The following is a 17,595-nucleotide window of genomic DNA, read 5'->3' on the forward strand; positions in this document are numbered from 1 at the left end:
TTGTTTCATGCAACAAAGCCATGTTTGTAACAAAAATAATGAATTTAGTAACCATTTCCGTAGGTCATGGCAATCATCCCTAAGTCTTTCTTCGGTATGATTACCACTGGCGGCATATTTAGCAACTGCTGCTTGTGGCGAGTTCCAAACTTGAAGTTTTGTGTTTCCAGCTTGAAACTCGGTGTGTTAAACGAACTACGCTTGCAACACAAAATCAGATGCCGCCAGAGTTGGCGCACCAGTTAAAGTTGCAAATACACCACCATTACCAAAACCAGTCGCGCTGCCATTAGGGTTGTAGAACAACTGTCCACTCACAGGATCGTACACAATTTTCGCCGTGCTAGTGCCTGCTAAATTAGTGATTTGAAAATCACTGGCGTTGCTAAAACCATTTCCCGCAACAGAGGTAATGGCACTAAAGGTAGTCTTATCCAGTACAATCTTGTCACATTCAGAACTATTGAAGTCAGCGATCGCATCTACACCAACAGCAGTCAGGGCAAAGGCTGCATCGGTGTTGTAAAGGAATCTGTCAGCACCCGCACCACCAACAAGGATATCATTGCTTGCACCGCCTACAAGAATATCATTACCTTCTCCACCGATGAGAATATCATCGCCTGACCCGCCCCGCAACAAGTCATTGCCACTCAAGCCATTAATAATGTCGTTACCCCCTTGACCATTAATCACATCATTGGAGTTGTCGAAACCAGCGATGTTATTGTTTAAGTCATTCAGGAAAGTGACAGTATTTTTATTGAAAATGTTAGTTTGAGTCGAGTCGGCATTAATCACATCAAAGCTGTCGGTGATGCTGCTTTGTCCATCAAATAGGATATTGCCTAGTGCAGGTCTTGAAGAAGTTGCTAGCAGGTCATCCAGGTTTTCTAACTGAAAGTTTTGCAGAGTGACTTTGGTATTAGCAACATTTTCAAAAGTGACTTCTAAGTTGTTGGAATTTTGAGTTAGTTGCAGATTTCGGGCAGTTAAGCTATTACCTGTAAATTGCAGTGTATCAACATTGGCAATGACTGCTGGTGATGGGTTTGAGCCTTTACCTACGCCAGCAAAATCGGTGATGATGTCATTGTCATCGCCAGGGCGATATACAAATTTATCTTGACCGCCGTTGCCTGTTAGGGTATCGTTAGCAGTTAACCCATCGATGTTGTTGCTAGGTGTGCCAAAAAAGGTATCTGCACCAGAAGTTCCAGTCAAGTTGCCAGGGGTGCCGCCACTGCTCAGATTCGTCCCCCCAAACACTACATAGCTTCGCCCAGCTAGATCTTTGCCGTTGGGGTTGGCAAACCCTGCCCCAATAATCAGGTCGTCAATGCCATCGTTGTTGATGTCCCCCCCATTGCTGACTGAGTTGCCTGAAAAGTCAGATGTTGTGCCGTTAATTATTAAGCCATTAGTGCCATTTAAATCAGAGAGGTTGAGGGTACCGCCACTGCCCAGATTTGTCCCCCCAAACACTACATAGCTTTGCCCAGCATTCTCTTTGCCGTTGGGGGAGGCAAAATATGCCCCAATAATCAGGTCGTCAATGCCATCGTTGTTGATGTCCCCCCCATTGCTGACTGAGCTGCCTGAAAGGTCATCTGCTGCAATGCCGTTAATTATAAAGCCATTAGTGCCATTCAAATCAGAGAGGTTGAGGGTGCCGCCACTGCCCAGATTTGTCCCCCCAAACACTACATAGCTTTGCCCAGTCCTAAAGTTGGGGTCGGCAGTTGGTGCGCCAATAATCAGGTCGTCAATGCCATCGTTGTTGATGTCCCCCGCATTGCTGACTGAGCGGCCTAATCCGTCAAAATTTCCAATGCCGTTAATTATAAAGCCATTAGTGCCATTCAAATCAGAGACGTTGAGGGTGCCGCCACTGCCTAGATTCGTCCCCCCAAACACTACATAGCTTTGCCCAGTATAAGGGGGGATGCCGCTGTTGGGGGAGGCCTGATATGCCCCAATAATCAGGTCGTCAATGCCATCGTTGTTGATGTCCCCTGCATTGCTGACTGAGCCGCCTGATGAGTCAAGTTTTCCAATGCCGTTAATTATAAAGCCATTAGTGCCATTCAAATCAGAGAGGTTGAGGGTGCCGCTACTGCCCAGATTTGTCCCCCCAAACACTACATAGCTTTGCCCAGCCCTAAAGTTGCCGTTGAGGGAGGCACTATCTGCCCCAATAATCAGGTCGTCAATGCCATCGTTGTTGATGTCCCCTGCATTGTTGACTGAGCCGCCTGAGAAGTCAAGTTTTCCAATGCCGTTAATTATAAAGCCATTAGTGCCATTCAAATCAGAGAGGTTGAGGGTGCCGCCACTGCCCAGATTCGTCCTTCCAAACACTACATAGCTTTGCCCAGCATTCTCTTTGCCGTTGAGGTCGGCAGTTGGTGCCCCAATAATCAGGTCGTCAATGCCATCGTTGTTGATGTCCCCTGCATTGCTGACTGAGCTGCCTAAGCCGTCATATTCTGCAATGCCGTCAATTATAAAGCCATTAGTACCATTTAAGTCAGACAGGTTAATGAAATTGAATGATAAATTAGCCATGATTTTCTCATATATTGGTAGTGATTGAGCATTCGTCAGCCTTGGTCAATAGAATTCGCGCGCCAGTTGCTCATGGGGAGCCACTCCATTGCGGGGGTTCCCCGCGTTGTAGAAAGTGGCGTGGAAACCCCCTGTTCTGAGTACTGGCAAGGCTAGACAAACACCAAAAAGCCTGTGCAAACTTACAAGAAATTCCCTATTTAAACCTGCGATCGCTCAGTGTCGCGTTTGTAATTCGTAATTCGTAATTAAGAAATTTAATCACGAGTTACAAGGCTTACAATTACCAGTTGTATTGATCGCGGTTTTTTAGTGTCAGCTAGTCAACAGATTTAACTAACCTCTAAACAAAAATTACTTTGATAACCGTTAAATCATTAAAATATTCTGATAACATCTAAGCATTGTCAATAGGCTAGATGAAATTATGGTAAAGTTAGAGTTAATTTTATGATGTGCCAAGTAAAGTTTTTGTTGCAGCTACGCCCGTCAAAGACATGGCGCTATTTTTATACATTGTATTGAGGAACGAAGCCTAATATTTGTGCGTTTGTTGGCTCAAGGACGACGTTCAACACAACTTAAACCACAGCGTTAGTAACGAAAATAACGACTTTAGTAACTAAAATGATTATGTTGTAACGAAAATTCTGATGTTTGTAACGAAAACAACGACTTTAGTAACCAAAATGGTTATTTTATAACAAAAGTTTTAATGTTTGTAACAAAAATAATGATTTTAGTAACCAAGATGATTATTTTGTAACGAAAATAACTATTTTCGTTACAAAAATGGTATGTTGTAACTAAATATCAGGGCTAATGTTCAGAGAATATCGCGCTTTGCCAGATATTGGTACATTTGCCAACGTGTATCTACTTCAGCTTGGGCTTGTTCTAATAAGTGTTTAGCAACGTCGGGTTTACTCTTGGTGAGCATCTTGAAGCGATTTTCTTGATACATCGAATGTTCTACAGATTGCTGAGGCGATCGCATATCCAATTGCAATGGATTTTTTCCCTGGTTAAGCAACTCTGGATTATGCCGATACAGCAACCAACGACCCGATTCTACCAAAGTTTTCTGATGATTCATCCCTGTGGTCATATTGATGCCGTGGGCGATGCAATGGCTGTAAGCAATAATTATTGATGGGCCATCATAAGCTTCTGCTTCCAAAAATGCTTTCAGGGTATGTTCATCTCTAGCACCAAGAGCTACACTCGCTACGTAGACATTCCCGTAGGTCATGGCAATCATCCCTAAGTCTTTTTTTGGTGCTGGCTTACCACTGGCGGCATATTTAGCAACTGCGGCTCGTGGCGTGGCTTTAGAAGATTGACCGCCTGTATTAGAATACACTTCTGTATCCATGATCAAGATGTTGACATTTCGACCACTAGCAATTACATGATCGATACCGCCAAAGTCAATATCATAAGCCCAACCGTCACCGCCAACAATCCAGACGCTTTTTCTCACCAAGTAATTTGCAAGGGATTTGAGATTTTGGATTTTGGATTTGAGATTAGGATCGAAAGTGACAATTTCATCTAACCTTTGCTGCAACAATTCTATCCTTTCGCGCTGTTCCCAAATGTCAGCTTCAGATTTTTGTTCAGCTTTCAGGATGGAGTAGACAAGGTTTTCATCTATTTCACTCCCCAATTCTTGCAACAATTCTGCCGCAAACTCAGCTTGTTTGTCGAGGGAAAGGCGAAAGCCATAACCGAATTCGGCGTTATCTTCAAATAAATTATTAGACCACGCCGGGCCGCGTCCTTCGGCGTTGGTTGTCCAAGGTGTTGTGGGGAGATTACCACCATAAATTGAAGAACAACCTGTAGCATTGGCGATGACAGCGCGATCGCCAAACAATTGTGTTAATAATTTCAAATAAGGTGTTTCACCACAACCTGCACAAGCACCAGAGAATTCAAATAATGGTTCTTGCAGTTGTTGTTGGCGAATCTGGTTTAATTTTAGCGATCGCCTGTCAGGATTAGGTAAACTCAAAAAGAAGTCCCAGTTTTTCCGCTCTTGCTCTTGCAATGGCAACTGCTGTGCCATATTAATCGCTTTCAGCGATGGCTGAGATTTATCTTTAGCAGGACAAATATTTACACAAATCGTGCATCCGGTGCAATCTTCTGGAGCAACTTGAATAGTAAATTTTTGATTGGCAAAGTCTTTATCTTTGGCAACAGTTGACTTAAAGGTTTCTGGTGCATTAACTAACTCATCGGCTTGATAAGCCTTTGCACGGATGGCACTGTGGGGACAAACCATGACACACTTACCACATTGTACGCAGACATCCGGCTCCCACACAGGTATCTCTTGGGCAACGTTACGTTTTTCCCACTTGGCAGTACCTACGGGAAAAGTGCCATCAACTGGTAGTGTGCTAACAGGTAAATCATCACCTTCCCATACCATGATTTTGCCCAGAACTTCCCGCACAAATTCGGGAGCGGAATTAGAAGAGACGCGATTAATCGCGTCTGTACAAGAGTGAGGATTTTGGATTGTCTGTGGGATATCTACTTTATGTAAGTTGTCTAAGGTGTTGTCTACAGCTTGCAAGTTCATGCGGACAACTTCTGCACCTTTTTTACCGTAAGTCTTATCAATCGCTTGTTTGATTTTAGCGATCGCTTCTTCCTGCGGCAAGACACCTGCTAAGGCAAAGAAGCATACCTGCATAATCGTGTTAATTCTGCCACCCATACCACTTTCGCGGGCAACTTGGCTAGCATTGATTACATATAACTTCAAATGCTTGGCGATAATTTGCTGCTGCACCTTCAACGGTAGATATTCCCAGACGGTATCTTCATTATATGGACTGTTAAGCAGTAAAGTCGCCCCAGGAATAGCAGCCTTCAAAACATCTATGCGTTCCAGAAATCCCCAGTGATGACAACCAATAAAGTTGGCTTGGTCAATTAGATAAGTGGAGCGAATTGGCTCTTTACCGAAGCGTAGGTGAGAGACGGTCATTGAGCCAGATTTCTTAGAATCGTAGACAAAGTAGCCTTGGGCGTAATTGTCGGTTTCTTCACCAATAATCTTGATGGAGTTTTTGTTAGCGCCAACAGTGCCATCAGCACCCAACCCATAGAACATTGCCCGAACAACATTATCCGATTCTGTAGAGAAATTAGGGTCAAAGCTCAAAGAAGTATGACTAACGTCGTCATTAATCCCAATCGTAAAGTGATTTTTTGGTTTAGCTTGAGCAAGATTATCAAAAATACCCTTGACCATCGCCGGCGTAAATTCTTTAGAAGAAAGACCGTAACGACCACCAATAATTTTAGGAGATGAGGAAGTATTTTCTCCCCCTGCCTCCCCTGCTCCCCCTGCTCTCTTATCTTCCCACGCCTCATGGATAGCAGCCACAACATCCAAATACAACGGTTCCCCGGCGCTACCTGCTTCTTTGGTGCGGTCGAGAACTGCAATCGCTTTTACACTAGTTGGTAATACTGCAACAAACCTTTGAACATCAAAGGGGCGGTAAAGTCGCACTTTCACTACACCAAGTTTTTCACCACGGGCGTTAAGATAATCTACTGTTTCATGGACGGTTTCACAGCCTGAACCCATAAGAACGATAACGCGATCGGCATCGTTAGCACCGTAATATTCATAGATTTGATAATGCCTTCCTGTGCGTTCTCCAAATTCATCCATGAGCCGCTGGACAATATCTGGACAAGCGTTGTAGTAAGGGTTAGCGCCTTCACGCCCTTGAAAGTAAACATCGGGGTTTTGGGCAGTACCGCGCAACACTGGGCGATCTGGGGTCAGCGCACGGCTGCGGTGGGTGAGTATTAAGTTATCGTGGATGAGCGATCGCAAATCATCATCTGAGAGCAATTTGACTTTCTGCACTTCATGGGAGGTACGGAAGCCGTCAAAGAAATGCATAAAGGAGACTCGCGCCTCTAGGGTAGCAGCATGGGCGATAAGAGCAAAATCCTGACTTTCCTGCACGGAAGCGGAACACAGCAGGGCGAAACCAGTCGCCCGAGCTGCCATCACATCGCTATGGTCGCCAAAAATTGATAAAGCATGGGTAGCCAAGGAACGGGCGGCAACGTGAACTACAGCGCTAGTCAACTCACCAGCAATTTTGTAGAAGTTGGGTATCATTAACAATAATCCCTGAGATGCCGTAAAGGTGGTACTCAGAGAACCTGTTTGCAAAGCCCCATGTACAGCACCAGCCGCTCCTCCTTCGCTCTGCATCTGCACGACGCTGGGAATAGTACCCCAGAGGTTAGGACGACCTTCTGCTGACCAAGCATCAGCCCATTCACCCATTGCTGAAGAGGGGGTGATAGGATAAATGGCAATCACTTCATTTAATTTGTAAGCAACACGGGCAACAGCCTCATTCCCATCGATGGTTGCAAAAGTTTTGTTCATAATATGATTTTTGCCTCCGCCTCTAAGCTGCATTATCAGAACACGTGAATATAAGAATCAGAAATAGCCAGTACTAGAAAGTAAGTGTATTATCTGCATTAAAGATTTAGCGGTAGGATTTACTCCGTGTTAAAGGATAGTTTGTTGATAGCTTTAGGCTCTTAAGTTAACTTTCAACAAATATTGCATCTATTAATATCTCATCTGCAATCCTGCATCTATTAATATCTATTAATAATGTACTCAATGACCAAAGTCTTTATTTGATAACACTTTAAAACAATTTATTCTTTTTTGTGGGGTATAGGGTCGGGAACAATACTACTCGGTTAAGAAAATTTATAGGTTAGTTAAAGGTGATAAAACCCAACAAAGTTCTGAAAATGTTGCGTCTAAGTTCCTCAACCAACCTACGCTGAAGTTATTTTTTAAGCAAAAACTACGCAGTTTTGGAACTATTTTGTACGATGGTCAAATATCACTTTCAATCCCATAGCAACAGAAGCAAGATGGCAATAAAAATTACATTGCTAATCGCCGATTTCCATACCATTGACTCAAATCATTCTCAATCGCCTCAATAATCGCGATCGCCTCAGTTATTGATTTTGCGTCGGCAGCTAAAAGTGCAAACGCTTGCTCAACCCGTTGTTGATAGTCTTGCGGGCAAATAGCAAACCTATTAGCAACTGCGATTGCCCCTTTTTCATTCAACAGGTAATCTTGATTAAGCGCAAATAAAACCTGATTAATACATGCCACACTGCGGAAACAACAACCTGCTGCGTAAACAACATCATTGCGTGCGTTGGCGCAGCCCGCCGCAGGCATCGCCTTTTTTGCCACCAGCAGCGAGAAACTTATTTCCCAGGCGAAAGTATCAATAGTTGCCTGTTTCAGCTCAACTGGATAGGGCTTTGTTTTTACCTTCAAAGCTTCTAAAACACCATCGGGGTCGTAAAGTGCCTGACAAATAGCAATTTCCCCCATATAAATAGAGGAAACAAAGCCATGAGGGTGTCCTGGTTGATAATCAATAGTAATCCGTCCTATATGGCAATCATCAATGATACGATTGACCTTCGCCAAATCGCGATAGAGGAAATCTACACCTACACCTTCTACCACAAGCCAACCGCCGCCGTTAATCCATTTTCCCCATTCACCAGTGGCAGTAATCAAATTTACCCGATGCTTATCATCAAGCTCACAAGCGAGGTGATTTAGAGCAATTAAATCGGGCGGGTTTTCTGGATTATAATAAATCCCCAAATCCACATCTGACTTTAGGGTATGGTTGCCCCGTGCCCGTGAACCACCCAGTGCGATCGCTGTAATTCCCTCAATTGACCGCAAACTTGAAACAATATGGTTGATGAATTGAGGCGATTCTTTATTTATAGATTTTTGCATTGCTGTCATAAAGTTTAACCAAAGGTAAACCTCTATGGGGAATACTACTAAGAAAAAGTTGTTTAATATCGTTCGACTTATATGATAATAAAGAACTCAAGACTGCAATGATGGTTGATATCAATACCAAACTTAGGTGAACACCTGTCAAGATAAAAACCAATGTTAAGAGTGCAAATATCAAAGTGCAAATATTAGAAAATCTTTGTACCTTTTCTATAATAACCAGAGAATTACGACAACTTGGACAATGCTTTGTATGTCTATGCCATCGGTCATATAGTTGTTCATCATTCAATTGTTTAAAACTGCCTTCTACACACCCTTGCCATGAAGGACTACCTCCAGCAAATTCGTCTAGCCATTTTCTGAAAGTTATAATACCCACGTCAGCCGGAGAAGGCATAAAGTATGTCTTTTGCCATTTTGTATCTAACAATGACTGATTCACTTCCTGAGAATGCATAGCTGATAAATCTTGATCACTTAGCTTATATGTAGATAAGTGCTGTAACCCAATTTGTAAATCCTTTGGGAGAATCTCAAGCCAAAAATTTCTTTTAACTAAACTTCCATCAGAAATAAACTTGCCAATGTACCTACAGTAACCTGGTTGTGTAGGAACAAAATACAACTGAAAAATATTAGTTTTGCCGTTGGGGTAACGATATATCGTAGTATTACAAGAGGGTGGAGTAAACTTCCGCATCGCCTCCATATCTTTGTTGAAGAGATTGTAGCCTTGATGTTTGAGAGTAAAACCTTCTTGAGCAGATATTTCTCCAACAGATTCAAAATGTTTCATAGGCACAGCTGTTTTAGGTGAAAAAATACCTATTCCTTCATGAAGAAATTCTGCATGAGAAGGATCAAAAGTACTTTCAACAGACACAGTATAACCAACAGGAACTTCTGTCATATGCCAGGAGGTGGAAGATATATCTAGTTCAGACTCAGGTATGATCGCTGGCTGCTTGGAGTTACAATCCTCAAAAGCTGTTGAACTATCATCTGGCCATACCCAAAGCAATTCTTGGGTAACTTGTGTAGGATATGTTATAACTCTTGACCTGAAACTATCACAAGCAGTTATTTCTGCTTGGCTACCAGCCAACATGGGAATATGAGTGCATTTACCTTCACCATCAAAACACCAACCGTGATGTCTACACATTAAGTTTCCATCTTCAGTGATGCTTCCCATAGATAGTCGCGCCAACTTATGAGGACAAACATCATCCATTACGATCCACTTTTGATTTTTGTCTCTCCAAATCACCAGTTTTTTCCCTAGAAGAGTTATAGGAGTGGGATTCAAAACATCTAAGTAGTTTAAAGGAATAATAGGATACCACTGTTTAGTCCAGGAAAACTGAGTTGTCATAAAAAGAGTTAGAAACCTAATTTATAAAACTATAACAAAAAGTTAATTTGGCAATATAACAACTCAAAATTTGGTATTAATTGCTGACTGTGACAACATCTACACTATCAGTTTTCAGTTGACTATGTTCCATATAGATGTGATCGGCAATATCGAGGATGCGGTTGTCGTGAGTAACTAGCGAAATCGTACAGCCTTGTTCTTTAGCTACCTTCTGCATTATTTCTAAGACATCGCTCACGCCCAGATTTTTTGTCGAGTGCAGCAGTGTGGGTTCATCTGCTAAAACAATCTTAGGATGGCTGACTAAAGCACGAGCGATAACTACCCGTTGTCCACGATCGCACTTTTCCGTATCGGTATCTGGTTTAAGCTTAATTAATCCAACTTCGATGCGATCAAGTTTACGTTCTGGGAATAGCTAGAGAAAAATAGAGTCACTAGCGATCGCATTACTATCGACAGCAAAAAAAGCACGATCAGCAAACATCAGAATTTCGCCACTATCCGGTGCTAATGTAGACAGAATTAACTATTTTTTATCGAATGAATCGTTATATATTAGGGTAGTATGTTTTCCAATAATATATAAAAGCGCAGTTAATTGATGTAAATCGAACACGCATTAAGGTTTAACAATTTTTATCTTGTGTAATGACTGTGTGAATTATCACGAAACCTTACAAAGTATCAAAATTTATTTTGTAATATAATCTTATGTGTTTTTTATTAAATATAATTTATGCCTTATCGGAGAATTTTTTTAAGAAGAGCAGGATATACCACCCTTTCTGCCTTATTAACTATGGGTTTTTTACAAAAGGATAACCAAAAAGAAAATCAAGGCACGAATGCTATTGCAGGAAATTATACAGGTAAAAATTTAAATTCTTCTCTTCGGCAATTAGCTGCTGCCAAAGGAAAGCGTTATGGTGCAGCAATTTCTAATGAATTTTTGCAAACAGAGAAAGATTACGCTAACCTGATGGCTCGTGAATGTTCCATTGTGACACCGAATGGTGAATTAAAATGGGACGCTACTGAACCACAGCCAGGAAAATTTACCTTTGAATCAGCAGATGCGATCGCTGATTTCTGCCAAAAACATAAGATAGAATTGCACGGACATACCCTTTTCTGGCACATGGGAAAACCAGACTGGGTTCCTTACCCCCCTACACCTAAGATGATCGAACGCCATGTTAAAGGAGTCATGGGGCATTATCGTAATAGTCCCGTTTTAAAGTCTTGGGATATTGCCAATGAAATCATCGCTGATAGTGAAAATGAAACTGATAACTCTACTTACGGTTTGCGTAAAGGAGTAAAACCAGAATTGATTCGAGACTTGTTTTTAATTGCCGCTTCAGTTGATAGCAGCAAGAAATTTTACCTAAACGATTTTGGCATCGAAGGCACCACATGGAAATCAGAATGTTTTTTAAAAATGGTCGAATATCTGAAGAATAGTGGTGTTAAAATTGACGGCGCAGGTATCCAATCACATCTATGGTTTTCTACTGCATATCCTTTTGACAAAAAAGGATTTAATTCGGTTTTAAAACGGCTTAACAATCTTGAAGTGAAACCAATAATTACGGAATTAGATATTATCATTGATACCCCACTACCCGATAGTATCAAAAGCCTAGACCAAATGGTAGCTGATAGTTACAAGCGATATCTTGACATGTGCTTTGAGAATCAAGTCGATACTGTGATTACATGGGGACTTACAGACCGTCATACCTGGATACGTCATCCCGAGTGGATGCCAAGAAAAACCTTTAGAAACAATCCAAGTCTATGGAAATTTCTGCGCCCGCTTCCCTTCGATGAGAACCTGCAATCTAAACCAGCTCGCAATGCTATAGCCCAGGCTTTTCAGGAATCAACTTAATACTTCACCAAGGCGTAAATATAGCGTTTCCTAAGCAACTGAGGTACATCCAAATCTTGTTTACCAAGGTTAGTAGCTTTGAAAATGTACCTCACTATGCCAGTAACTGGTATAGCACTTTTAAGTATTATTATAAGCAAAATAATTGGAGATATTTTTTGCTATTCACGATTATGAAAGTTGAATAAGACTTACTGACTAATTAATCATTAAACCTTAGTACAACATTTCATAAATTCGTGACGAATTGAGCAATCTACTGATAAGACTTTGAGAAACTAGATCAAGCTACAAGCTTGTGAAATTTTGTACTTAGAAATACCAGCAGGTTATTTTTTTTTCGTTTACTTGAAATACTCCAAATTTCTCGTAAAAATAATGTGCCAACAAACCAAGGCTCAAGTAAGTAACGTCTCCAAAGCCTTTTCGGTTCAGATAACAAGCGATACAACCATTCTAACCCCACCTTTCCCATCCAGCGAGGAGGAGTAGGTATTGCTCCTGCTATATAGTCCATACAGGCTCCACTAGTCAAAATGGTGTTGGTATGAAGATGTTCAAGATTTTCATAAACCCAATACTCTTGGCGTGGCATACCCATTCCCACCATTAATATATGGGGTTTGTAAGCATTAATTGTAGCTACAGTGGCAAGATTTTCTTGACTATCTTTATTTATATCAATATAGCCATGAGCGCAAGCAATCTGTAAACCAGGAAATTTCTGGCATAAAATATTTGCTGCTTTTTGAGCAACTCCTGGCTTTGAACCTAAATAGAATACACGCCAGCCTTTAGTAGCAGCTTCTGCCATCAGAGGCCATACCCAGTCAGCATAGGTTACTCTTTGTTCGCGTTTAATTGGAAAACCCAACAGCCTTCCAATAAATACTAAAGGCATACTATCAATATGGGTATATTCTGCCTTGGAATAAAAAGCTTGCATTTTTAGCTCGTTATGGAAGAGATAAAGACTATGTAAGTTATGATTAGCAATAATCCATTTTTCATCCCGATCAATAGATTCTTCAATCAATAAATTTAAGTCAAGGATAGAGAGTGCATCCACTTGAGCACCAATAACTTTAAAAGAAAATCGCTTTTTCATATTTTGTTTTTATTTTGATAAATATGAGATGTTATCTCAATGTAAAGGTGAGTATTGTAAAATTAATTAGCAACATTTAAGTACTTCAGGATTGAAATATTGAAATAGCTCAGTTTTTTAGTTAAAAATTATTCTCTAAATATAACTAAAAAGCACTTGTTTTCATGAGGATTTCCGCGATATTCTGTGCTCTTGCATTCCAGGAATACTTTTCTGTAATTAAAGTATATGCTGTCTCTACAAGTGATTGATATTTATCAAGATTTGAAGCAGCATCAAGTATTGTATTAGCGACTTCTTCACTAGAGTATCCTGTTACTAACAGATGTTCTAAATGGTGAAATTCTTCTAAACCTCGTAAGCCTTCTGGTGTTGATATAACTAACTTTCTACTAGCGAAATAATCTAATGCTTTATTGCGAGCACCACCTGCTACCGCTTGTTTTGAAAACGGCAACAAAGCAATATCTGCATATTTCAGATGGGCGACAAAATCTTCTCTTTTAGGTAAAAAGCCTAAAAAAGAAATGTTAGAAGGTATTGGTTCTGAAATATCACTACTATCCCTACCAATGACAACAAAATGTACTTTTTCTTGATGACTTTCAATGGATTGAGCAACCTCAAGAGCCATTGATATAGACATATCATTAGTTGGAAATTGAAATGTTTTGGGAGCAATAATAACCACTATTTTAGCTGGTCTGAATGCTTGATAAGGGTCTTTATCTGGAAAAACTTCAGTATTGAGTAAGTCTTCAGTCACTCCATTCCCGATAGAATAAATTTGCTGTGGAGTTTTTCCATACCAATGGGAAATTAGTTTAGGAATTGATTCACCTGCTGCAATAATTGGACTACCAGAAAATATTAAAATTCCTTGAGCAATATATGTCTTAATACATTGTGCAAACTCTTTGAAAGGATTGGCAACTGAAAACAAGCGCATCCAGTATTCATAAGGCGAAAATGTATGAAAATCTAAGACAAGAGAGGAATTACTGTGTTTTCTAAGCTTTAATGAAACTAAAGCAGCCAATCCAGGTAGTGTTTCTTGAGCATACACAATATCTGGACAAAACTCGTCGATGCACTTTTCTATGGATTGAATATATGACTTCAAGCTTCTTGATCCAATAGAAAAAGAAGGTGCATAATTAACAGATGAACAATCTAAACCTAGCTGAAAAACATCAAAATGTTGAGTAAGATATTGTCCTAAATAAAAAGGTCTAGTGAATGCACCAAATGGCTGACTAGAATCGAGGGTTGAGACAATCAGTAAGCGTTTACCCATAAAATGATTGCTGATTATTATTTTATAGTTTGAAACTCAACTTATCAAAAAATTAAGATAGTTGTAACTTATCCAAATATTATCCAATAATGACTATCATGCAAGTATTAAACTTCTGATTTAGTTTGATTAATATCCTCAGAAAATGTCGGAGAAATTGCCAAATCTTTGTAACCAATAATTGCTCTGATATAGGGTAAAAACCAGTAAAATATCCAGAATGGTCCAGAGTGTCTGCTACAAAATATAGTCCATGATTTCAATGGAAATCCTTTAATTTGTAGTACTTTTTTCAAGCGTTCTAATAAATTTAAATTGGTATCTGCCCAACTATTGCGAATAGAATTTTTAGTGCAAGTACCAATATACCCAGGAGCTACCCATATTTTACAACCTAATTTACGCGCTCTTAGGGCATAATCTAAATCTCCTAAACTATGAACAAAAGCTGTATCAATATTGCCAACTTTAGCGGCAACACTTTTAGGGATTAGCACGCAGTTACCATACATAGCATCGCATTTTTGAATAACGGAACTTGGTTCTAAAAACTCAAACTTATTAGAATACCACTTTTTAGATTTTACTGCTCCCCCATAGGTGGCTTTTCCTGTAATTGAGTCTTTAGTTGAACCAACTACAATTGAGTCTAAATAACCAAGTTCCGTCAAATTTTGATGAACCTGTAATAGTTTACTCACAGCATTGGCTTCTAGAAATGTGTCATCATTCAACCATAGATAATAATCATATTGATATTTTATTGCCTCACTAAAAGCGAGATGCATTCCTCCGACCCAAAATAAATTGCCATTACCTTGAAGAATTTGTACTTCTGGATATTCTGCTTTAACAGCTTCTGTAGTACCATCAGAACTCCCATCATCAGTTAAATAAATATCACAATGATTTTTTTGCTGATATAAAGCATTTAAACAGGCAAGAGTTGTATTTCGTCTGTTATAACATGTCATAATTACAGCTAGGTTTGCTTTATTCATTTCATTTACCTCATAATATAATATGTACAAAAGTGATTAACTCAAGTAACAAACTTATACACAATTCTGAAACATTATCTTCATAATCTAAATCATCAAGTTTCTACTTTTCATATATTGTTATATCAGTTTAAAACTTAACTCTCTTTTCTATCCAGCCACTGAAATTAATATCGAAATTAAAGCTTTTTAATTTTTGTTCCATTCTTCTAACTCCCAACAGATATCGATGCCAAACTGATACACGAGGCATATTAAGTCTGACAACCTCTTCACATAACCATTGATATTTATCTGAATTACTATTAAAATTTTTCAATCTTTTTATTTGTCCATTCCAATCGTTATAAAAAAATAAATTGAAATAATGAATGGATATAATATCATCCCAATGTTTAATTTGCATTTCTTTTGATAAACGGTTATGTAAAGGTAATGGATAACTATACTTAGGAGGAAGATGTTCAACGTTTTCTTCCAAGGCACATAAAGTTACAGACAAAACAGACTGCTCAACAAAATAAATACCTTGGGGAGGAGTAATATCCAAGCGCATTACTTTTTCAAAGTTCTCTTTCCAAGTTGTAAATATACCCGCACTCCTTCGTACAGCAACCAAACCAGAATTCCAGTAGGCTCTGATTCTTTTATTACCAATTGGCGTGTTAACAAATACCTCACGCTTTACTCCCAGTACTTCATATAGTTTTTGCCAATACCATTCTTGAGGATCTTGCAGACCTGTAGAACCAATTCCTTGGCCATATTCAGGACGCATCCGTACATTACAATCTACTGGCAATAAAAATTCTTTTGGTTCAGAAAAAAAGCATTTGTCACTGTCTAAAAAAACCAATATTTCTGCATCGATATTTTGTTCTGCGTAGGCACAAACTAAGGGTTTATTGGCTAAATAATATTCATGAAATTCTCGATTGATTGGAATTTGTTGATGAATCACCTGCAATGCTTCAAACGCTTGTTGGGTTTGCTTTAATATCGGTTCACCTACTCTAGGATGAAAACTATATATAGGTGTATTTTTCAATTCGCCACAGAATTTACGAATACTTTCTGCAAGCATCAAAGATTGGCCTTCTAAACGACCAGGTTCTGTACAAATTATAAAAGCTATAGGTATTGACATATTATGAAGTATTGATTTACTAAGTTAATTACTCAATGAAGATTTGTTTGCTCTCATCAATATTTCCTGAAACAAGGCTGAATAACGACGCGCTTGAAGTTCCAGAGTGAATTCTTGCTCGGCTTTATTGCGAGCATAAAATGACAGTTTTTGCAACCTCTGTTCATTTTCAAGAACCCAGGTAATTCCTTTGCCAAAATCTTCAACTTCATAGGGTTTAGCTAAATAGCCGTTCTGCTGATGATCAACAATATCTTTTAAGCCAGTAGAATTAAACGCCACAACTGGAGTACCACAAGCGAATGATTCCGAAGCTGTCTGTCCAAAAGATTCTTGAAGAGACGGTACAAGCATTACGTCAGCTGCTGAGTAAACAGTTGCTAAAGATATAGCATCATGTAAGTGTCCCAAATAGTGGCTTTTGAAGCCTAAATCAGGTGGATTTTCAGGTTGAAATGCTCCAAAAATTACAACTTCCAAGTCATCCTTCCAGCCAGATTTACTTAATTCTTGTAAAGCTGGTTGCAACAAATGAAATCCTTTATTTCTATCGCTTGTTGCTTCTATCGCCCCAAAGAGTATCAGCTTTTTATCTTGAGGTAGATTCAGTGCTTCTCGTGCAAAATGTTGATTGATCGGTCGATATTTTTGAGTATCTAGTCCGTGGGGAATTACCTCAATTCGCAAATTCTGGAATAAAGAACTTGAATGAGCGCACTCTGCTAACCAAGAACTTGGTGAAACCAGAGTTAAATTTAAATTTTTCCAAGCTTTTACTTTGCGCTGCCATACCCAACGGGACAAATCCCATTCATTACCACTGTTGAGTTGAGGACAAGCCCCGCAGAATACTTTGTAGCGATCGCATTCTCCAGTAACATGACACCCTCCAGTAAACCCCCACATATCATGGAGAGTCCAAACTAGAGGACGCTTCAGCTTAGCAAAGGTTTCTATTTGCATAAAACCTCCGCTAATCCAATGCAGATTGATTATATCTGGATTAATTTGAGCAACTTTAGGAATAACTCTATCTGGCAACCATTGAGTAAAAAATGGAGTATTTTTCTTTTGGCGATAAAGCTTTAATGGTAAACTTTCAACTGTCAACTTTGCCTTAGCAATGCCTTGAAACAGTCTAATTTTAGGTGCAATTACTGTTTTATCATTACTATATTTTTCCTGAACTAACATTTTTGACTGTAGTCCTATTTCCTGTAAACCTGTGTGTAAACGATATGCAGCCCTCGCTGCACCGCCACTAATATCATGGGTACTAATATGTAAAATTTTCATTTTTATTCACTTAATAATCACTAAAATTATTTTTGACTGTCAA

At 39.5% G+C, this 17,595-nt stretch carries 10 protein-coding genes and 1 pseudogene; 1 reads left to right on the forward strand and 10 read right to left on the reverse strand.

Translation table 11 applies throughout. The features are described from left to right. Positions 1-195: 195 nt before the first annotated feature. The 5 genes and pseudogenes from V7K56_RS26315 to V7K56_RS26335 all read right to left on the reverse strand — a co-directional run. Positions 196-2,568 (reverse strand): beta strand repeat-containing protein, encoded by a 2,373-nt coding sequence (locus V7K56_RS26315; protein ID WP_334915151.1) that lies wholly within the window; start codon positions 2,566-2,568, stop codon positions 196-198. Between the two features lie 826 nt (positions 2,569-3,394). Beyond that, on the reverse strand, positions 3,395-7,006 hold the full coding sequence (gene nifJ, locus V7K56_RS26320; RefSeq protein WP_334915153.1) for a pyruvate:ferredoxin (flavodoxin) oxidoreductase: 3,612 nt from the start codon (positions 7,004-7,006) through the stop codon (positions 3,395-3,397). Positions 7,007-7,528: 522 nt separating this feature from the next. Further along, positions 7,529-8,428, reverse strand: coding sequence for a nucleotidyltransferase domain-containing protein (locus tag V7K56_RS26325; RefSeq protein WP_334915155.1), 900 nt, complete (start codon positions 8,426-8,428; stop codon positions 7,529-7,531). Continuing rightward, positions 8,400-9,803: an aromatic ring-hydroxylating dioxygenase subunit alpha gene (locus V7K56_RS26330; protein WP_334915158.1), complete on the reverse strand. Its 1,404-nt coding sequence runs from the start codon at positions 9,801-9,803 to the stop codon at positions 8,400-8,402. The genes V7K56_RS26325 and V7K56_RS26330 overlap by 29 nt, the downstream gene beginning before the upstream one ends. A gap of 76 nt (positions 9,804-9,879) precedes the next feature. After that, positions 9,880-10,137, reverse strand: a pseudogene (locus V7K56_RS26335) (ABC transporter ATP-binding protein); the annotation flags it as partial. 471 nt (positions 10,138-10,608) lie between these two features. On the opposite strand from V7K56_RS26335, the gene V7K56_RS26345 reads away from it, so the two are divergent. After that, a complete protein-coding gene (locus V7K56_RS26345; protein WP_334915162.1) occupies positions 10,609-11,703 on the forward strand; it encodes an endo-1,4-beta-xylanase in 1,095 nt (364 codons plus the stop codon). Positions 11,704-11,986: 283 nt separating this feature from the next. Here the strand turns inward: V7K56_RS26345 and V7K56_RS26350 are convergent, their stop codons facing one another. The 5 genes from V7K56_RS26350 to V7K56_RS26370 form a co-directional block, all read right to left on the reverse strand. Continuing rightward, entirely contained in the window at positions 11,987-12,811 is an 825-nt protein-coding gene (locus V7K56_RS26350) for a WecB/TagA/CpsF family glycosyltransferase (protein WP_334915164.1), read from the reverse strand. Between the two features lie 145 nt (positions 12,812-12,956). Beyond that, complete coding sequence (locus V7K56_RS26355; protein ID WP_334915166.1) at positions 12,957-14,108, reverse strand: glycosyltransferase family 4 protein; 1,152 nt, start codon at positions 14,106-14,108, stop codon at positions 12,957-12,959. 107 nt (positions 14,109-14,215) lie between these two features. After that, positions 14,216-15,109 (reverse strand): glycosyltransferase family 2 protein, encoded by an 894-nt coding sequence (locus V7K56_RS26360; protein ID WP_334915168.1) that lies wholly within the window; start codon positions 15,107-15,109, stop codon positions 14,216-14,218. Between the two features lie 130 nt (positions 15,110-15,239). After that, positions 15,240-16,256: a hypothetical protein gene (locus V7K56_RS26365; RefSeq protein ID WP_334915170.1), complete on the reverse strand. Its 1,017-nt coding sequence runs from the start codon at positions 16,254-16,256 to the stop codon at positions 15,240-15,242. Positions 16,257-16,280: 24 nt separating this feature from the next. Continuing rightward, on the reverse strand, positions 16,281-17,552 hold the full coding sequence (locus V7K56_RS26370; protein ID WP_334915172.1) for a glycosyltransferase family 4 protein: 1,272 nt from the start codon (positions 17,550-17,552) through the stop codon (positions 16,281-16,283). Between the last annotated feature and the right edge of the window lie 43 nt (positions 17,553-17,595).

Source organism: Nostoc sp. (assembly GCF_036917535.1).
Classification (GTDB): Bacteria; Cyanobacteriota; Cyanobacteriia; order Cyanobacteriales; family Nostocaceae; genus Nostoc.

What these genes read in the sequence shown, in the direction of transcription:
- V7K56_RS26315 (WP_334915151.1), bottom strand. Translation starts at nt 2,568, where the DNA reads ATGGCTAATTTATCATTCAATTTCATTAACCTGTCTGACTTAAATGGT.
- nifJ (WP_334915153.1), bottom strand. Translation starts at nt 7,006, where the DNA reads ATGAACAAAACTTTTGCAACCATCGATGGGAATGAGGCTGTTGCCCGT.
- V7K56_RS26325 (WP_334915155.1), bottom strand. Translation starts at nt 8,428, where the DNA reads ATGACAGCAATGCAAAAATCTATAAATAAAGAATCGCCTCAATTCATC.
- V7K56_RS26330 (WP_334915158.1), bottom strand. Translation starts at nt 9,803, where the DNA reads ATGACAACTCAGTTTTCCTGGACTAAACAGTGGTATCCTATTATTCCT.
- V7K56_RS26345 (WP_334915162.1), top strand. Translation starts at nt 10,609, where the DNA reads ATGGGTTTTTTACAAAAGGATAACCAAAAAGAAAATCAAGGCACGAAT.
- V7K56_RS26350 (WP_334915164.1), bottom strand. Translation starts at nt 12,811, where the DNA reads ATGAAAAAGCGATTTTCTTTTAAAGTTATTGGTGCTCAAGTGGATGCA.
- V7K56_RS26355 (WP_334915166.1), bottom strand. Translation starts at nt 14,108, where the DNA reads ATGGGTAAACGCTTACTGATTGTCTCAACCCTCGATTCTAGTCAGCCA.
- V7K56_RS26360 (WP_334915168.1), bottom strand. Translation starts at nt 15,109, where the DNA reads ATGAATAAAGCAAACCTAGCTGTAATTATGACATGTTATAACAGACGA.
- V7K56_RS26365 (WP_334915170.1), bottom strand. Translation starts at nt 16,256, where the DNA reads ATGTCAATACCTATAGCTTTTATAATTTGTACAGAACCTGGTCGTTTA.
- V7K56_RS26370 (WP_334915172.1), bottom strand. Translation starts at nt 17,552, where the DNA reads ATGAAAATTTTACATATTAGTACCCATGATATTAGTGGCGGTGCAGCG.